The 16533-nt window shown below is 64.6% G+C and carries 19 protein-coding genes; 5 read left to right on the forward strand and 14 right to left on the reverse strand.

The window, feature by feature from the left end; all coding sequences use genetic code 11:
• Nucleotides 1-9: 9 nt before the first annotated feature.
• Nucleotides 10-1368, reverse strand: a complete 1359-nt coding sequence (locus tag CH306_RS04990; protein ID WP_045196908.1) for an Hsp70 family protein — start codon at nucleotides 1366-1368, stop codon at nucleotides 10-12.
• A 143-nt stretch (nucleotides 1369-1511) separates the two neighbouring features.
• Here CH306_RS04990 and CH306_RS04995 point away from each other — a divergent pair, with 143 nt between their 5' ends.
• Nucleotides 1512-2021, forward strand: coding sequence for an arsenate reductase/protein-tyrosine-phosphatase family protein (locus tag CH306_RS04995; protein ID WP_094645871.1), 510 nt, complete (start codon nucleotides 1512-1514; stop codon nucleotides 2019-2021).
• A 90-nt stretch (nucleotides 2022-2111) separates the two neighbouring features.
• Nucleotides 2112-2492: a hypothetical protein gene (locus CH306_RS05000; RefSeq protein WP_032396102.1), complete on the forward strand. Its 381-nt coding sequence runs from the start codon at nucleotides 2112-2114 to the stop codon at nucleotides 2490-2492.
• A 17-nt stretch (nucleotides 2493-2509) separates the two neighbouring features.
• On the opposite strand, the gene CH306_RS05005 is transcribed toward CH306_RS05000, so the two are convergent.
• The 3 genes from CH306_RS05005 to CH306_RS05015 are packed head-to-tail and all read right to left on the reverse strand — an operon-like array spanning nucleotide 2510 to nucleotide 5186.
• Nucleotides 2510-4297, reverse strand: coding sequence for an ABC transporter ATP-binding protein (locus CH306_RS05005; RefSeq protein WP_045196912.1), 1788 nt, complete (start codon nucleotides 4295-4297; stop codon nucleotides 2510-2512).
• 31 nt (nucleotides 4298-4328) lie between these two features.
• The gene (locus CH306_RS05010; protein ID WP_052049716.1) at nucleotides 4329-4784 is read right to left on the reverse strand and encodes an ATP-binding protein; all 456 of its coding nucleotides are present in this window, start codon (nucleotides 4782-4784) and stop codon (nucleotides 4329-4331) included.
• 21 nt (nucleotides 4785-4805) lie between these two features.
• Entirely contained in the window at nucleotides 4806-5186 is a 381-nt protein-coding gene (locus tag CH306_RS05015) for an STAS domain-containing protein (protein ID WP_371828371.1), read from the reverse strand.
• A gap of 80 nt (nucleotides 5187-5266) precedes the next feature.
• Here CH306_RS05015 and CH306_RS05020 point away from each other — a divergent pair, with 80 nt between their 5' ends.
• Both CH306_RS05020 and CH306_RS05025 read left to right on the forward strand, forming a co-directional pair.
• Complete coding sequence (locus tag CH306_RS05020; protein ID WP_094645872.1) at nucleotides 5267-5683, forward strand: fluoride efflux transporter FluC; 417 nt, start codon at nucleotides 5267-5269, stop codon at nucleotides 5681-5683.
• The gene (locus CH306_RS05025; protein WP_179273006.1) at nucleotides 5680-6045 is read left to right on the forward strand and encodes a CrcB family protein; all 366 of its coding nucleotides are present in this window, start codon (nucleotides 5680-5682) and stop codon (nucleotides 6043-6045) included. Before CH306_RS05020 ends, CH306_RS05025 begins: the two co-directional genes overlap by 4 nt.
• Nucleotides 6046-6055: 10 nt before the next feature.
• On the opposite strand, the gene CH306_RS05030 is transcribed toward CH306_RS05025, so the two are convergent.
• The 7 genes from CH306_RS05030 to CH306_RS05060 form a co-directional block, all read right to left on the reverse strand.
• Nucleotides 6056-6631: a YdcF family protein gene (locus tag CH306_RS05030; RefSeq protein ID WP_094645874.1), complete on the reverse strand. Its 576-nt coding sequence runs from the start codon at nucleotides 6629-6631 to the stop codon at nucleotides 6056-6058.
• 50 nt (nucleotides 6632-6681) lie between these two features.
• Complete coding sequence (locus tag CH306_RS05035) at nucleotides 6682-6888, reverse strand: hypothetical protein (RefSeq protein WP_032396107.1); 207 nt, start codon at nucleotides 6886-6888, stop codon at nucleotides 6682-6684.
• 79 nt (nucleotides 6889-6967) lie between these two features.
• Nucleotides 6968-7702 (reverse strand): MerR family transcriptional regulator, encoded by a 735-nt coding sequence (locus tag CH306_RS05040; RefSeq protein ID WP_045200403.1) that lies wholly within the window; start codon nucleotides 7700-7702, stop codon nucleotides 6968-6970.
• A 112-nt stretch (nucleotides 7703-7814) separates the two neighbouring features.
• The gene (locus CH306_RS05045) at nucleotides 7815-9338 is read right to left on the reverse strand and encodes a flavin-containing monooxygenase (RefSeq protein ID WP_094645875.1); all 1524 of its coding nucleotides are present in this window, start codon (nucleotides 9336-9338) and stop codon (nucleotides 7815-7817) included.
• A complete protein-coding gene (locus tag CH306_RS05050) occupies nucleotides 9335-10255 on the reverse strand; it encodes a hypothetical protein (RefSeq protein ID WP_032396109.1) in 921 nt (306 codons plus the stop codon). The genes CH306_RS05045 and CH306_RS05050 overlap by 4 nt, the downstream gene beginning before the upstream one ends.
• 1 nt (nucleotide 10256) lies before the next feature.
• Nucleotides 10257-11135: an SDR family NAD(P)-dependent oxidoreductase gene (locus CH306_RS05055; RefSeq protein ID WP_094630266.1), complete on the reverse strand. Its 879-nt coding sequence runs from the start codon at nucleotides 11133-11135 to the stop codon at nucleotides 10257-10259.
• Nucleotides 11132-12139, reverse strand: a complete 1008-nt coding sequence (locus tag CH306_RS05060; RefSeq protein WP_306436742.1) for an alpha/beta hydrolase — start codon at nucleotides 12137-12139, stop codon at nucleotides 11132-11134. Before CH306_RS05060 ends, CH306_RS05055 begins: the two co-directional genes overlap by 4 nt.
• Before the next feature lie 107 nt (nucleotides 12140-12246).
• On the opposite strand from CH306_RS05060, the gene CH306_RS05065 reads away from it, so the two are divergent.
• Nucleotides 12247-13341, forward strand: a complete 1095-nt coding sequence (locus tag CH306_RS05065; RefSeq protein WP_373453965.1) for a 2Fe-2S iron-sulfur cluster-binding protein — start codon at nucleotides 12247-12249, stop codon at nucleotides 13339-13341.
• 16 nt (nucleotides 13342-13357) lie between these two features.
• On the opposite strand, the gene CH306_RS05070 is transcribed toward CH306_RS05065, so the two are convergent.
• From CH306_RS05070 to CH306_RS05080, 3 genes are read right to left on the reverse strand one after another with little or no spacing between them, the layout of a single operon-like run.
• Nucleotides 13358-14035 carry a TetR/AcrR family transcriptional regulator gene (locus tag CH306_RS05070; protein WP_045196924.1) on the reverse strand — a complete coding sequence of 226 codons (678 nt, stop codon included), beginning with the start codon at nucleotides 14033-14035 and terminating at the stop codon, nucleotides 13358-13360.
• Complete coding sequence (locus CH306_RS05075) at nucleotides 14032-14853, reverse strand: alpha/beta fold hydrolase (protein ID WP_094645876.1); 822 nt, start codon at nucleotides 14851-14853, stop codon at nucleotides 14032-14034. Before CH306_RS05075 ends, CH306_RS05070 begins: the two co-directional genes overlap by 4 nt.
• A complete protein-coding gene (locus CH306_RS05080) occupies nucleotides 14850-16418 on the reverse strand; it encodes a flavin-containing monooxygenase (RefSeq protein WP_179273004.1) in 1569 nt (522 codons plus the stop codon). Before CH306_RS05080 ends, CH306_RS05075 begins: the two co-directional genes overlap by 4 nt.
• Nucleotides 16419-16533 lie beyond the last annotated feature (115 nt).

Genomic DNA, 16533 nt, shown 5'->3' on the forward strand with positions numbered 1-16533 from the left:
CGGCACCGGCTAGAAGCGGGGCAACTCGATCACCGGTGCGGGCGGAAGCTGGATCTGCGGCAACTGGATCTGCGGCAGGCCGGGGATCAGCGGAGCCGGGGCCGGCGCAGGAGCAGGCGCCGCGGGCGGCACGTATTCCGGCTCGGAGTACGTCCGGGCCGGAGCCTGAGCTGCCTCGGTGGTCGGCGGCACCGTGGTGGTGGGTGCTGCGGTGGTGGGCGGCACGGTGGTCCTCGGCGTCGTGGGCTCCGCAGTGGCGGGTGCGGTCGTCTCGGTCGGTGCACTCGTCGGCTCCGTGGAGCTGCCGCCGTACCCCAGGGACAACCCGAGTGCGGCGACTGCGACGAGACCGCCTGCGACCAGTACTGCGCCGCGCACCTTGCGCTTGGAGTCGGCGGGCTTGTCGGCTCCGGGCTCCGGACTCAACCAGTCCGGAGCCCCGGTCAACGATGCGGGATCGGACGGAGACTGCCGAACGCCCGGCTGCGGGCCCGGTCGGCGCGGTGCGTCGGCCACCGGAGTCGCGAGCAGCGCCGCGCCGCGTGCGGCCACCGATTCCGGGTTCGCCGGGGTTACTACGGGGAGGCCGATCCACGCCGTGAGAATCGATTCGACCAGCGGAATGCGTGCTCCACCGCCGATGAGGAACAGCGCGTCGACGTGCTTGGGTGACCGACTGATCACGTCACGGACCAACCGTGCCGAGTACTCGATCGGAACGGTCACCAGAGACTCGAACGACTCGCGCGAGATCAGGATCACGCCGCCGTCACCGGGCAGGCAGACCGCGCCGCTGGTCGAGAGCTGCTCCTTGGCCACTCGGCATCGCGCGGTGAACTCGCTCAGTTCCTGGTTGTCGGCAATGTCGACGCCCTGCTTGGCGAGCTGGTTGTCCGAGATGAGCCGATCGAAATCGTCGCCGCTGATGTCGATGGTGCGCTCGGCGAGCAGGACCTGCCCGGTGCCGCGGTCGATGACACTGATCGTCAGTCCGGAGCTGCCGAGATCGTAGAGAGCGATGGTGCCGAAGTGTCCCAGTTCGCCCGACGCCTCGAGGTACTGCAACGCTGCTCGCGCCTCGGGAACCAGTCGGTAGTTGTAGAGCCGCTGACTCGCCATCGCCTGCTGGATCTCGCCGAACTGCTGCTGGTCTCGATACGCGACGCCCGTCGCTTGCACCGGTCCGCCGTCGCCCGGCTGCGAGAGCACGACGCCGATCGATTCGGCGGCCAATTCCTCCGCGCGGTCCCAGTAGGCGTCGACGGTGTCGTGGTGGAAGTCGAGCCGACCCGAATCCTGAGGGCGCGCGTCGGGGCGAGCCATGCGCACGGCACTGGCTCCCACCGACACGCCGAGAACTTCGGTCATTACCCGCCTTCGGTCGACTTCCCCGTGAACACACGCCGAGACTCGATGTCACGAACGAGTCTCGATCCCCCTGCCAATGGCTCACTGTAGCGCGTCCCGCAGTGCACAGTGCAGCACCCGACCGCAGCACTACAGTTGCGGGCATGCGCGTTCTGTTCGTCTGCACCGGGAACATCTGCCGATCGCCCACAGCCGAGCGACTTGCGGCTGCTTTCGCGCGCGAGGGCGGGTTCGAGCTGACCGCGAGCAGCGCCGGAACGCAGGGTTTGACCGGACATGCCATGGACCCGACGGCTGCGACGGTGCTGACGCAGCTCGGCGGCGACCCGGAGGGTTTCGTCGCCCGACGCCTCACGCCTGCGATCGCTGCCGATGCCGACCTCGTTCTGACGATGACGGCGGCACATCGAGACGCCGTTCTCGCCCTTGCACCGCGACAGATGCGTCGCACCTTCACGCTGCTCGAGGCGGCCGGTCTCGCTGCCGCGTCGGGCGCGAGCACCGTTGCCACCCTGGCCGACGCACGGGCGGTGCACCGTGTCGACACACTCGACATCGGCGACCCGTATCGGCGTGATCACTCGGTGTACGAGCAGGCCGGGGAGTTGATCGCGGAGACGCTGCCTCAGGTTCTGCGGTTGTCGACCCAGTGACCGTCCACCTCTCACCACTCCGCTCGCTGAGGTAACGTTCTCGCATCATTGCCGACCATCCGGGTCCGGCCACGGCGTTAGGGTCTGTGCATGCGCGACAAGGTCATCGCGTCGGCAGCAGTGGCGAGCGCCGGCGTGGCCGTCGCAGTGGGTTTGACCATCGGCGCTCTCGGTGGTGCGTTCGACGACTCGAGCGAGACCGTTCGTCCGCCCGCTCTGAAGTCGGACAGCCTGAGTTCGGTCGAGACGACACCGACCTCGACGATCGTCATCGTCCCGCCGTCGCCCACATGGCAGGTCGCGGTACCCACCACCGCTCGCCCCACGACGACGACTCCGGATCGGCCCGAGACCACGACGCGTAGTCCGCGCCGAACCCCGTCCTCGGACCGCACGACGACCACCACCTCGACGGAGGATTCGGACGACGAGAGCAGCACCACGGAACCCGAGTCGGACGCCGGCCCCTAGGCACCGGCCGAATGTGGTCAGCCGGGCTTCGTCAACGCCGTGTTGTCACCGATTCGCAACGCGGCCACCAGTTCTCGGTAGAGTGAGTCGGTGTTCATGAGCTCGGAGTGCGTGCCCCTGGCGCGGACAACTCCGTCCTCCATCACGAGGATCGTGTCGGCGTCGAGCACGGTGGACAACCTGTGCGCGATGGTCACGACGGCCGAGTCGGTCGCGATCGATCGGATCACCTCGTGGATCGCCGCCTCGGTGCGGCCGTCGACCTGAGCGGTTGCCTCGTCGAGCAGAAGAATTTCCGGACGCCGAACGATGGCCCTGGCCAACGCAATTCGTTGACGCTGTCCACCGGAGACGGTCGATCCGATCAGGTCGGTGTCCAGCCCTTCGTCCAACGCACGGATCGCCGAGTCCAGATGCACCGATTCGAGCGCCGCCCAGATGTCGGCCTCGCTGGCCTCGGGATGGCTGAACAGCAGGTTCTCTCGGATCGAGCCGGGAAGAACCGGCGTCTCCTGCTCCACGTAGGACAACCGGGCTCGTACCTCGTCGATGGTCAGCTCGTCGTACGGGGTTCCGCCGAGCCTGATCTCGCCGGCCTCGGGCGTCAGGAAGCGCAGGATCAGCGAGAAGACGCTGGTCTTGCCCGCCCCCGACGGTCCGACGATCGCGGTGTGTCCACGCGCGGGCACCTCGAGGTCCATCCCGCGCACGGCCGGCTCCCTACCCGGTGCGTATCGTGCTGTGACGCTGCGGAATTCGAGGGCCGGAGCGGGCGCACGGGTCTTCTCCGACCGGTTCGATGCCGTCTCCCCTTTCTCGGTGACCAGGTCGTCGATCTGGCGAATACGGGCCGCCGCGGCCATACCGGCCTGCAGTGCGGTGATGTTCGTGGCCAGTGTGGACACCGGGCCCATCACCTGGAATGCGTACAGCAGAAACGCGATCAGGCTGGACACGGCCAGCGCTCCGGTACTGACGCGATAGCCGCCGAGGCCGAGGATTCCGATGATCGCCAACTGCACTCCGCCTCCGGCGAACGTCCATGCCAACGCGGAGATCTTGACCGCCCTGACGCTGTGCTGCGCGGAGATTCGCGCCTCGGAGATGACTCGCTCCGATTCGCGGGCCTCGGCCCTGCTGGACTTGACGGTCCGAATCGCCCGCAGCGTGCCGTCGAGAATTCCGCCGAGGCGGCCCACTGCCTCCTGGGATTGCCGCTGTGCGACGGCGATCGGAGGCATCAGGCGAGCGAACAGCACCGCGATCGCAATGATGGCCACGGCGATCGCGCCGAGCAGCACCAGATCCAGCACGGCCATGAGAATCAGTGCGCCGACGAGGCCGACCACACTGTTGACTATGGCCACCAACGCATTCGAGGTGGCCTCGCGCAGCAGAACGGTGTCGGAGGTGACCCGGGTAACGAGTTCTCCGGTGGGCCGGGTGCCCAGACTACCGACGGTGGCACCGAAGTACTTGCGCACGATGGATTTACGGGCGTCCAGGACCACGCGTTCGGCCAGGACGCCCAGCACGATCCACTGCAGATACAGAACCAGTGAGCCCACCACGAGCAGACCGACCAGGATCAGCACCGGCATTATCAGGGACGAGTCGGTGCCGAGACCGTCGAGCACTCCTTTGGCGACCATCGGCGTCGCCAGTGCTGCTCCGGTGCCGATCAGACCGAGTGTCAGGCCGAGCGAGAGAGTCCGGCGGTGCGGGCGAACGAACTGCCACAGCACACGCAGATTCGGGACCGTGATCTTCTTCTTCTCTGCCGTAGCGATCTGCACGTCGACCATGGCACCAGTGTGCCGGATCGGGCGGTGGGGTCTAGGTCGCGTTCCAGATCATGTGCACGGTCGTACCGTCCTGGTCCGAGGTGACGGCGGCGCTGTCGGCCAGCGCCCGCATCAGCGGCACACCACGCCCGCGGTTGGGATCGGAGTTGTGCGATGCCCAGTCCCCGCGATCGGTCACCCGCACTTCTATCCGACCCTCCGCGGCACATGTGACCCGAATGTCGAGTGTCCCGCGATCGGTGTGGTCTCGATAGGCGTGCTCGACGCTGTTCGCTATCGCCTCGTACGTGGCCAGCACCACGTCGTACGCACGATCGGGGTCGACGCCCACATTGCCCAACCAGTCACCGAGCTCACGACGAAGCTCCGACGCTCGATCCGCATCGGCAGGTTCACCGGTGAACAGCAGTTCTTCCATTCGCGCACCTGCCGTCGAGATCGAGCTGTCGGTACGTGAGTCGTCACCTCCGAAGAGAGTCGCCATCATGAATCCCGTCTACCCAAAAGTTCAGGATCTACCCGCATGAATTGCAACGAATGCTTCGTCGACCGTTGCATAGATTCCGAACACCTCGTCCAAACCGACGAGAGTGAGAGGCCGTCCGGTCGCCGGACCGTCCGCGACCACTGCAAACCCGGCCTCGCCGCCGAGCTGCTGATGCGTCGACGCCAGCAGAGACATGCCCGCGGAGGCGAGAAATCCCACATCACTGAGATCGATCACCACAGCCGTCGGCGATTTCTCGAGCACGAGAGCGACCGACTCGGACAGATCGGGAGCAGTCACCAGATCCAGTTCACCGGACACCGCCAGAACGACGTCCTGGTCACGCCATTCCACGATCACATCGAAGTGCTGGGGCCCGAGGCCCATGTCGTCCGCAGTCACACGAAGACTTTACCTCGCCTCCCCCTGGCGGACTTTCTCCCGATCGGCCGACCGACCCGACTCCCGTTAGGCTCGCTTCGGTGATCGAGGGACTGCACAGCGCGAACCGTCGCGAATCTCGCCGTCGTTCGGCCGGCGAATACGTCGCGGTCACGGTCGGCGGCGCGGTCGGTGCGGCGTTGCGGTACGAGGTCTGGACGTGGCGGGCATCGCCGAGGTGGCTGCTGGTGAGCACCTTCGGCGTCAACGTGTTCGGTTGTCTTGTCGTCGGCGCGGCGTTGGGGTATCTGTGGGGCCGACCGGCTCCGGTTGCCCGTGCAACAGTGTTCGGGCTGGCGTGCGGGTTCACCACGTTCGGTCTGTACGCATTCCACGCCGTGACGCATCGTGGTGCATGGAATTCGGTGGTCTATCTGCTGGCCACACCGGTGGTGGCGCTCGTCGCGATGGCATTCGGCGCGGCGATCACGAGGCCGAGGACGGGCAGCGCTCGATGACGACGATGCTCCTGGTGGCCGCCGGAGGCGGACTCGCTGCGCTCGGGCAGTTCGTGTTCTCGCACGCGATCAGGTCTCGGCGACGGTTGTCCGCACTGAATCTGGTGGCGTGCGCGGCCTTGGGACTGGTGTTCGCGCTCGATCCACCGGACCGGTTTCGTTCGCTCGTTGGCGTCGGATTTCTGGCCTCGGTGGCTCCGATGGCCACCGTGGTGCTGGCCACGCTTCGGCTCACTCGGGATCAGCAGTATCGCAGCGCTGCAACGTTCTTCGCGGCGAATGTGGTGGGCGGTATCGCCGCGGTGATGTTCGGGTTCCTGGCGTGGAAGTCCGGGATCACGCTCTATCACAAGATCGTCTGACTCGGATCCGTCAGTCGCTCGTCGAGTCCTCGCACGACCCCTGCAATCCGGCCTTGACGAATCCGGCGATCTGATAGAGGTAGGTGAATTCCCATTCGACGAGGGAGAAGTCGTAGGAGCGTGGCGTCGGACGCATGGTGACGGTGCCGTCGAAGCATCGATCGAAGATGTAGCGGGCGCGCGGTAGGTGATATCGCCAGGTGACGACGATGACGTGGTTCCACCCGCGTTCGCGGGCGAGTTCCCGGGTGAAGATGGCCTCTCCGCGCGTGGTCGACGGCACCGGCGGGATACACAGCACCTCGAACTTCTGTGACGATGTGGCACACGCCTTCTTCATCGTCGAGTCACCGGATCCGTAGGGGTCGGAGAGCACAACCGTCTTCGCCAGACCCTGCTCGGCGAGCGAGATTCCGTAGGCCTCGCGGCCGTCGTGTTCACCGCCCAGTACGACGATCGCGTCGGCCGTGGTCAGCGGATCGACGCGAGCCTTGGTGAACGTGACGTATCCGCCGACACCGATCGCGGACACCAGGACAACAGGGATCGCGAAGGCGAGAAACAGCAGCAGGCGTCCGCGGAACACCTCCCCAGGTTAGGGAAGGCGCTCCGCGGGCGCGCGGTCAGCGACTCACATCACTCACTCGGCTGCGGAACCGTGACGTTGCAGTCGGTCACCTCGGGGTTGATACCGAAGTAGTTGAGCGGGCCTGCGACGACGGTCAGGGCGATGGTGCCTGCGCCTGCGCAGTTCTCGGGTGCGCTCTCGAAATCTCCGCGCTGGTACGACGCGAATGCGCCGATGATCAACCAGACGAGAACGATCAGTGTTACGAACCTCATGGTGCCCCCTTAGGCGGTCAGCCGCCGTTCGGCTGTCGGGAGCCAGGTATGTCCGATTGTCGCAGTCTTCAAACTGTGTCTAGTCGTTCTGCCTGGCCAACGTCTGCGACAGGTAGTCGCTCAGTGCCTGTTCCTGGACGCGATCGAGGGCGCGAGCGAGTTCTGCCTGTGCCGATTTCATCGCCAGTGCGCGCATCTTCTCGAACATCTCGGTCGTCTCGGCCACCTCCCCCGATTTGGGGAGCCAGCCGGGACCGTGTTGGTTGATCAAGTGGTCGGTCACGCTGCCCACCATCGACTCGGCGATGGCGTTCATCTTCGAGGCGGTTCGTTCGTGCTGGTCGAGCAGTTGTTCCAGGGTGAAGCCGTACTGGCTCAGATCGACGAACACCTCGAGGAGGGTGGGGTCGAGAATCTCGCATTGGTCCCCGTCGATTCTGATCAGTTTCGCTTCGATCAGTCGGGCAACGATGTCGTCGTTGTCCTCGCCGAGAAATTGCGCGATCAGTTCGACGGGAATGATCGTGGTCTCGGCCGACGACCACTTGCGAGTCACGATTTCCTGCAGGCCCAGTATCTCTTCCAGGTCCTTGCCCTGCTCCCAGCCCGAGAGGAAATCCGCGATGTGCGCCGAGGTGAAACCCCGCTGGAGCAGCGAGTCGATCACTTTCAGTCGCGTCAGGTGATCGTCGTTGTAGATGCCGACTCGTCCTCGGAGCGTGGGCGGCGGCAGCAGACCGCGTTCCTGATACGCCCGCACGTTGCGAGTGGTCGTCTTGGCCTCTCGGGCCAAGTCGTCGATTCGATACTCCACCGAGCTCCCTACCTCCGCCGCGCGTCGACCCACAGGATATACGTCGACAACGCGGCGGAAGGAGGATCGCAGTCCGAACGTCAGCACGGCGACGGGCGTGCTCCGGAGCAATTCACGACCGGGCGACGGCCCGTGCCGGTTCGAGCGGCACGTCGACGCGGCGCGGAACGATGGTGAAGTCGTCCTGCTCGACGTGGCGGAGTTGATCGACGTACTGGGTGGCGAAGCCGGGGAACATGGTGGCGTTGAAGCCGTCCTCGGTGAGATACCAACTGCTGCAACCGGAATTCCAGGTCGTCTTGGCGAGTTTGCGCTGCATGTCCTCGTTGTACGCATCCTGGACGTCCTGGCGTACATCGGCGCTGTGCAGATTTCCCTCGAGCACGAGAGAGATCGCCTCGACGAGGTAATCGATCTGCGCCTCCATGTACACCAGCGCCGAACTGTGCCCCGGGCCGGAGTTGGGACCGAACGTGAAGTACATGTTCGGATAGCCCGATACCGCAATACTCTTGTACGCCTTGGCCCCTGCGCTCCACTCGTCGGCCAGCACCCGACCGTCGCGTCCGGTGATCGGTATGGGAGTCCCGGTATTCGAGACGTCGAATCCGGTGGCGAACACGATCGCGTCGAATTGGTGCTCGACGCCTTCGACGGTCCGAATTCCCTTGGGCGAGAGCGTCGCGATCGGCCAGGTCACCAGCGTGCAGTTCGGCTTCTGCAGCGCCGGGTAGTAGTCACTGGTCATCAGCAGTCGCTTGCAGCCGGCCCGGAAGCGAGGTGTCAGCTGCCGCCTCAGCCAGGGATCGCGAACCTGACGGCGCAGATGGGCTCGTCCGACTGTTTCGACGATGCGTGTCAACGGGGTCTTCCACACGACACCGAGTGCGACGGATTCGTGCCCCCAGAACCACAGCGACCGGGCCAGGGTCTGGGCCTGCGGGAACCGCGCGTACAGACGCTGTGTGCTGTTCCGCGTTCTCCGATTGACTCGGGGCAGCGTCCACCCGGGGGTGCGTTGGAACACCTTGACCGTATCGGCGATCTTCACCAGTTCGGGAACGATCTGCACGGCGCTCGCTCCGGTTCCGACGACGGCGATCTTCTTACCCGCGAAGTCGTAGTCGTGATCCCACCGAGCACTGTGAATCTTGCGCCCCTCGTAGGTGTCGATTCCACGGATGTTCGGCAGGCTGGCGTTGGCGAGCGGCCCCGACGCCATGACCACCGTGCGTGCCCGAACATCGGCGTGCCCGTCGATGCTCAGGTGCCAATGTCCGGACGCCTCGTTCCAGATGATGTCGACGACATTGTGCCCGAATCGAATACGCGACTCGATGTCGAACTCGTCGACCATCGTGTGGATGTAGTCGAGAATCTCGCTACTACCGGAGTAGGTGTGCGACCAGTTCGGATTGGGCGCAAAACTGTACGAGTACAACCGGGACGGGATGTCGCACGCCGCGCCCGGATAGGTGTTGTCGCGCCAGGTTCCGCCGACGGCGCTGCCGCGTTCGAGGATGACGAAGTTCTCGATTCCTCTGTTGCGCAGTCGGATGGCGGAGCCGATTCCGGCGAAACCTGCACCGACGATCACCGCGTCGAGTACGGCTTCGCGCACGTCGAACTCGCTCATGCGACGGGCTCGTAGGTCAGTTCCTTGGCCCAGGTCGGCTCGGAATTGAGTGTCCTGCTCGGGTATCGGCGAGTGAGCTTCACCAGCCCGTCCGCCAGGACGTGGTACGGGTGCTTGCGGTTGATCACGATGCTGCCGTGCCACTGCACGATGCGATACATCGGTACCCGCAAGGCCACCGGGCTGCGTTCCCCGACACTCTTGAATCGCTTCATCGCGGTGTACAGCCGCTCCTCGTCGACGCCCATCTCGACGATGTTGTCGCGCATCTTGTTGAGCAGCGGGATGTACCGCAGTGTGCCGACGATGAGGGCGGGGTTCATCCACGCCCCGACGGTGTCGACCAAGATCTTGCGCATCCGCGAATGTCCGAGCAGTTCGATGACCGCGAAATCGACTGCCAGGTGGCGTGATTCGTCGGAGTTGATCTTCTTGAAGACCGCCTGACAGACCGGATCCTCGATCTCGTCCATGATGAATTTCACCAGCGCGCCGTCCAGCGCCACCTCGAGCATCGGTATGACGGTGCCCAGCACGGCCAGCGACAGTCCGTCGGAATGCTTGTCGAGCCAGTCGATCACGAGCTTGACGTTGATGTTGGGCTCGGGCATCTCGTCGCCGTCGAGCATGCCCCAACGACGCATGAGAGCGAGCTCGGCGTTGGCGTGCTTCTGCTCCTCGGCGTGGAAGTAGCGATAGATCTCCGCCAGCGTCTCGTTCGGAGCCTTGAGCGCCATCGCCGCGAAGCCACGAGCGCCCACGTTCTCGATCCACATCAGATCCGACATGAAGGGCTTGAGTTTGGCGTGCAGCTCGGGACCGATGGTCTCGGCGCCGGGGCCGTCCCAGTCGATGTCCGCCAAGGCCCACTGACGGTCCTTGATCTTGGTCAACATGTCTTCGAAATCCATTGCCATGTCAGGCTCCTGTGGTCGTCGAGGTGAAAGATTCGTTCTTCGCCTGCTGCTGCTCGGCGGGCATCACACGATTGAGCAACCCGAGAAAACGCACGTAGACCGCAGGCAGCAGTCTCTTGAATCGCCAGACTGCCTTGGCGTCGAACTGGGGCACGACGTAGAGCCGACCCCGGTCGAAGGCGTCGAGGGTTCGGGCAGCGATCTTGTCGGGAGACCGTCCGGTCCAGCGCATCGCGAACTCGGCCAGCCGCGACGAGCTGGCGGTGATCCGGCCGTCGACGGCCACGTTGGTCTTGACGAACGTCGGGCACAGAACCGACACCCGTACACCGGTACCCGACAGCTCCGCCGCCATCGTTTCCGACAGGCTCATCACTGCGGCCTTGCCGACGTTGTACGGACCCATCAGCGGCGCAGCGGCAAAGCCTGCCGCGGACGCGACGTTGATGATCCCGCCCTCACCGGCGGCACGCAGTCCAGGGGTGAACACCTCGCAGCCGTGGATCACACCCCAGAGGTTGATTCCCAGCGCCCAGTTCCAGTCCTCGAAACCGATGCTGCCGACCGGCTTTCCGCCGATTCCGACGCCTGCGTTGTTGATGACCACCGTGGTGGGCCCGTCGAATTCGATGCCGGCCCGCAGCGCCAGCTCCTCGACGTTCTCGCGAATCGACACATCGCATTCGACGGCGTATCCGGTGCCGCCGAGAGCGTTCACCATCGCGACGGTCTCCTGCGCTCGCGGCAGCGAGATGTCGGCGCACATGACGGCTCCTCCGCGACGAGCCAGTTCGAGCGCGAACGCACGGCCGATGCCGCTGCCCGCGCCGGTCACCACCGCTCTCGACCCGTACGAGGGTCTTCCGGCCTTGGTCCTCATCTGCTCACCTGTTCCTTCGAATCATGTTGTCCGACTTGACTGTCGAGTGCCCTGGTGACGAACTGGGCTGCACGCTCGAGCGCATGTTCGGCCTCGGGTATCAACCGTGGGAGGGCCTGGAACACGTGCATCTGATCGGGCCAGATTTCGAGTTCGCTGCAGCCTCCTGCCTGGTCGATCATCGAGTGCAGATGCCGCGCATCGCCCCGCAGCATCTCGGCTCCGCCCACTTGGATCAGCGTCGGTGGCAGCTCTCGCACACGGCCGAGATCGAGCCGTAGTCGCGGGAGGCTCGCGTCGTGGCCGTTCGTGTAGAGCGAGACCAGTCCTCGCGCCGCCTTCGCCGAGATCATCGGGTCCTTCCGTAAGCGCTCCATCCGGGCCGAGAGCTCGAAATCGAGATCGATCAGCGGCGAGAACAGCACCATCGCTCCCGGTTGCGGCGTGCCGGTCCGGTCGTTCTCGATCAGCAGGTCTGCGGCCAGGTGTCCACCGGCCGAGTCCCCGGCGATGACGATGTTCGCAGCGTCGTACCACTGACTCAGCAGCCAGCGGTACGCGGCTTCGAGGTCGTCGGCCGCCGCGGGAAACGGGTGTTCCGGGGCGAGTCGATAGTCCACCGTGAACACCGGCAGGCCGGTGGACATGGACAGCCTCGCGGTCAGGCCACGATGCGTCCGCGCCGAGCAGATGACGTAGGCACTGCCGTGGATGTAGAGGATCACTCGCTGCCCCGGCGTTCGGCCGGGCGCTCGTACCCATTCGCCGCGCACCGAGCCGTCGGCCACCAGGTCCACCGTCGTTCCCTTCGGCACAGGACCGAACAGGTTCATCGAGGTGGCGACGAGGCGTCGAGTGAACTCGATGCCGCCGCGGGAGGTCGGAAGCAGGTTCGTCACCGGACGCAGAAGCAGCCGAGTCGTCACGGCAGCGAGACGTGTTCGCCTGCAGCCTGATCGCGATACGCCGTGCGGCAGATGATCGTCGTCGATGGTCGAGGTCACGTGATCACTGTCACCCTCTATTCGCCATTTGTCAATGGCCTATTAATTGGTGGTGAAGTGTGGAACAGTGACGGCCGACACCATGTACGCAAGGAGAGCGAGCACACGTGACGATTTTCGAGAGCTCACCATCGGCGGATCTCGATACCTCTGCCATCGGTCCCGAGGACAGGATCTTCGAGGTGGAGATCGCCGAGGTGACCTACGAAATCGACGATGCGATCTCTCTCGGTTTCAGGGTCCCCGAGGACCACGAAGACCGGTTTCGGTACGAGCCGGGTCAATTTCTCACCCTCGAGATTCCGTGCACCGACGGCGGTTCGGTGGCCCGCTGCTACTCCTTCTCGAGCTCCCCCGTCCGTGACCCGCTCCCCACCGTGACAGTGAAGCGCATCCAGGGCGGAATGGCGTCACACTGGTTGCACGACAACGCCGTTCGCGGGATGCGACTGAGGGCGCTGAAACCGTCGGGCATGTTCGGACCCGAGAGCTGGGACGTGGATTTCGTCCTCATGGCCGCAGGCAGCGGGATCACCCCGATCATGTCGATCGTCAAGACCGCCCTGTTCGAGCACGACAATCGGATCACCCTCGTCTACGCCAACCAGAACCGTGACTCGGTGATCTTCGGGGAGCAGCTGACCGAACTACGGTCTCGCTTTCCCGATCGTCTCGACATTCACCATTGGTACACCTCGGATTCGGGGCTACCCACCGCTGTCGGACTGGCGTCGATGGACGCGAGAGTTCCCGACGAATGCGAGGCGTTCCTGTGCGGGCCTGCGCAGTACATGAACGTCGCCGAGGAATGGCTCACCCGCACCGGCACGACCGCGCACAGAACCCATCGAGAAGTGTTCTCCTCCTTCGAGTCCAATCCGTTTCGGACCGCCGACACCGAGTTGCCCCACCGAACCGATGCGAACTCCGTCACCGCTCGGGTCGAGATCGACGGAATGGACACCGAGTTCACCTGGAATGCGGACACGAAGCTGCTCGACCGCCTGCTCGAACTCGGTCTCGATCCGCCGTACGTGTGCCGCGAAGGAACCTGCGGCGGGTGTGCCTACACGCTCACCGAGGGCACCGTGACCATGCTCGCGAACGAGACTCTCGACGAGTACGAACTCCAGCACGGCGTCCGATTGGCGTGCCAGTCCGTGCCCGATTCGACGACGGTTCGCGCGGTGTTCGACCGCTGATGCCGGAGTGGGGCGCTCAGCCCTCGAGCGTCAGCGAGTGAGGCTCCGACGTGAAGGTCGCAGCCGATCCCGCAGCGCGCGCTATGCCCGCGATTCCGCCCCAGACCATCATGGTGAGGTAGTCGACGAGTTCGTCGGCCGTCATGGTTCGATCGAAGATCCACCAGTGCGATGCCAGCCGGACCGCACCGATCATGGCGAATGCGATGGGCATCGAGCCGGCCGTCGAGAACTCGCGCTCTCCGAATCTGTCGATGATGACCGTGGCCAGCAAGTCTGCGATCAGCCCCTCCGCCGCGGTGATGATCTCCTGATTGCCGCTGACTGCATTGTTGGCGTGGACGTAGATGTAGATATCGGGATCGGTGGCGACCGTCGTGACGTAGGCACCGATCACTGCGCGGGTGAGCCGGTACTCGTCGAGGTCCTCGGACATCGCGTCCTGGATCCGAGGCATCAGTGCAGTCTCGACGTATCGAGCCATCGCGGCGTCGGCGAGACCCTTCTTGTCGGTGAAATGTTTGTACAGAACGGTTTTCGAGACACCGTTCGCGGAGGCGATGGCATCCATACCCACGTCGTGTCCGTGCTCGCGAATTGCTGCCAGTGTGCGATCGAGCAGTTCACGTCGCCGGGTGATTCTGTGCTCGCGCCACCGGTCGCTACGACCGTCCACCTTCACCGCCACGCTCATGCCGATTGCGATACCGCTCGTGATCCCCTCAGCAGAATCGACGCCACCAACTCCGGATCGTCCGACATCGGCACGTGTCCGAGCCCCGGGTACGTCGTCACGTCGGCCTGCGGAAAGATTCGACGCACCAGCGGTGCCTGGTACACCGGCAGAACCCAGTCGCGACGCCCCCACGCGACGGTGACGGGAACGGTCTCGTCGACCGGAACGCTGAAGCGCGGCACCGCGTTACCCGCTGCGTCGATCGCACGGTTGGTGGTGATGCTCAGCGCGTCGATCGTGGCCGTCGCCGCCGGAACTCGCCACGGCTTGGCGTAGAACACGCCGTTGGCGATCGTACGACCGACGACGTTCCTCATGACGACCGGTGCGATCGGACCGATGACCCGGGACGCGGCCCTGAGAAAGCGAAAGACGAGCAGTGCTCGTGTCTGATCCCAGTGGCCGCGGAAGAAGCCCGCCGGTGAGAGTGCGGTGGCCGAGGCGACCGACCCACGGGCCGCGAGCTCGAGTGCGAAGTACCCACCCAGCGAATTTCCGGCCACGTGTGGCTTCTCACCGTCCGCGGACACGTGCTCGAGGAAGCGCTCGAGCTCTGCCACGATCCACGGACCGAGGTCGAATTCCTCGGTGGGCAGTTCCGGTGACGCTCCGTGGCCGGGCAGATCCACCGTCACCACTCGCCGGTGCCGTGCCAGAGTCTCGACGACGCTGTCCCACGCGTGTTGCCGGTGCACGATGCCGTGAATGAGCACCAAGGTAGGGCCCTCGCCCCGGATCGTGTGAGCCAGGGTGAGTCCATCGATGTCCGACGTCACTGCATACCGATCTTTCTCGGCTGGATCCGGTACACGTTCGCCGTTCCCGACGAGGCCGTTCCAGCCGCGCTCGACTTCGCCGCACGGCCAAAGGTCATCGATTCCGTCAGATCGTCGAACCGTGCGTCGATTCTGTCCAGAATGTAGTTCTGGCGCACCGACCACGGGCGTTCGGTCCCCGATTTCGGGAGCTCGTTCAGAGACCGCGTGACGTAACCGGCGGCCAGATCGACGACCGGACGAGAGTCGACAGCCTTGCCCTGCCGGTCCGGGATCGCATGGGTGTATCCGTGAGATCGCATGTACACCAGGAGTTTCGCCACAGCCTGCGCTGTCATGTCCGCCTTGAGCGTCCACGATGCGTTCGTGTACCCGATGGACCATGCGACGTTGGGTACGTCCTCGAGCATGTGGCCCTTGTAGACGAACTTGTCGTGCGCTTCGAGCCGCTCACCGTCCAGCGACAACTCGATACCGCCGAACGCCTGCAGCTTCAATCCCGTTGCCGTGACGATGATGTCGGCCGGGATTTCGTCACCCGATTCCAGCAGGATGCCGTCGGCGGTGATCTCGGCGATTCGGTCGGTCACCACGCTCGCTCGACCGGAGCGGATGGCCTCGAACAGATCGCCGTCGGGTACGACGCACAGCCGCTGGTCCCACGGGGCGTACGTCGGCTTGAAGTGCTTGTCGACGTCGTACCCTCGCGGCAGTTGGGCTTTCGTCATCGCGCGAAAGACCTTGCGGGCCGTCTTCGGTGCACGGCGGCAGAGCTGGTAGGAACCGACCATCAACAGGGCGTTGCGCCAGCGAAGTGCGCTGTGCGCGAGCGTGTCCGGAAGCAGGCGTTTGGTGATCGTGGTGAACGGATCGGTCATCGGCAGCGACGCTATGTAGGTCGGTGAGCGCTGCAGCATCGTCACCGACGCGGCGTCGGCCGCAAGCGTGGGCACCAATGTGATTGCGGTTGCTCCACTTCCGATCACGACGACCTTCTTGCCGGAGTGATCGAGATCCTCGGGCCACTGCTGCGGATGCACCACCTGACCGGTGAACTCGTCCAGCCCGGGAAGGTCGGGGGTGTACCCGCCCGAATAGTCGAAGTAGCCGGTGCACAGGAACAGGAATCGACTGCGGTAGGTCGTGGGAACACCGTTCGTCAGGGCGTCGACCGTCCACATGTCCGTCGACGAGTCCCAGTTCGCTGCGGTGACCATGGTCGAGAAACGCGTGCGCTCGTCGATTCCGTTGGCGTAGGCGGTATCGACGATGTAGTTGCGGATGTCTTCTCCGTGAGCGAGCAGTGTGTCGCCCTGCCACGGCGTGTGCGGGAACGAGAACGTGAAGATGTCACTGTCGGAGCGAATACCGGGGTATCGGAACAGATCCCAGGTACCGCCTGCTCGCTCGCGACCTTCGAGGATTGCGTAGCTGAGTTCCGGCGCCATCTGCTGCAGGCGATATGCGGCTCCGATGCCCGATATACCGGCACCGATGATGAGAACGTCCTCGACGTTGTCGTCGGAACCGTCGAACTCGGGCCACCGACCTTGGCTTTTCGTCACGCCGCGCCTCACTGTTTGCCGAACACCACCGCGATTTCGACCGATCGAGCAGGCAATCGCGACCTACATCACACAATGTGCCATTGACGAGTGGCGATGTCAATGGCAGCCTCGA

Origin of the sequence: Rhodococcus sp. 15-725-2-2b (assembly GCF_002259075.1) — a bacterium.
GTDB lineage: Bacteria > Actinomycetota > Actinomycetes > Mycobacteriales > Mycobacteriaceae > Rhodococcoides.

Coding starts and splice junctions, on each gene's coding strand:
- CH306_RS04990 (WP_045196908.1), bottom strand. CDS start 1,368: ATGACCGAAGTTCTCGGCGTGTCGGTGGGAGCCAGTGCCGTGCGCATG.
- CH306_RS04995 (WP_094645871.1), top strand. CDS start 1,512: ATGCGCGTTCTGTTCGTCTGCACCGGGAACATCTGCCGATCGCCCACA.
- CH306_RS05000 (WP_032396102.1), top strand. CDS start 2,112: ATGCGCGACAAGGTCATCGCGTCGGCAGCAGTGGCGAGCGCCGGCGTG.
- CH306_RS05005 (WP_045196912.1), bottom strand. CDS start 4,297: ATGGTCGACGTGCAGATCGCTACGGCAGAGAAGAAGAAGATCACGGTC.
- CH306_RS05010 (WP_052049716.1), bottom strand. CDS start 4,784: ATGATGGCGACTCTCTTCGGAGGTGACGACTCACGTACCGACAGCTCG.
- CH306_RS05025 (WP_179273006.1), top strand. CDS start 5,680: ATGACGACGATGCTCCTGGTGGCCGCCGGAGGCGGACTCGCTGCGCTC.
- CH306_RS05035 (WP_032396107.1), bottom strand. CDS start 6,888: ATGAGGTTCGTAACACTGATCGTTCTCGTCTGGTTGATCATCGGCGCA.
- CH306_RS05045 (WP_094645875.1), bottom strand. CDS start 9,338: ATGAGCGAGTTCGACGTGCGCGAAGCCGTACTCGACGCGGTGATCGTC.
- CH306_RS05050 (WP_032396109.1), bottom strand. CDS start 10,255: ATGGCAATGGATTTCGAAGACATGTTGACCAAGATCAAGGACCGTCAG.
- CH306_RS05055 (WP_094630266.1), bottom strand. CDS start 11,135: ATGAGGACCAAGGCCGGAAGACCCTCGTACGGGTCGAGAGCGGTGGTG.
- CH306_RS05070 (WP_045196924.1), bottom strand. CDS start 14,035: ATGAGCGTGGCGGTGAAGGTGGACGGTCGTAGCGACCGGTGGCGCGAG.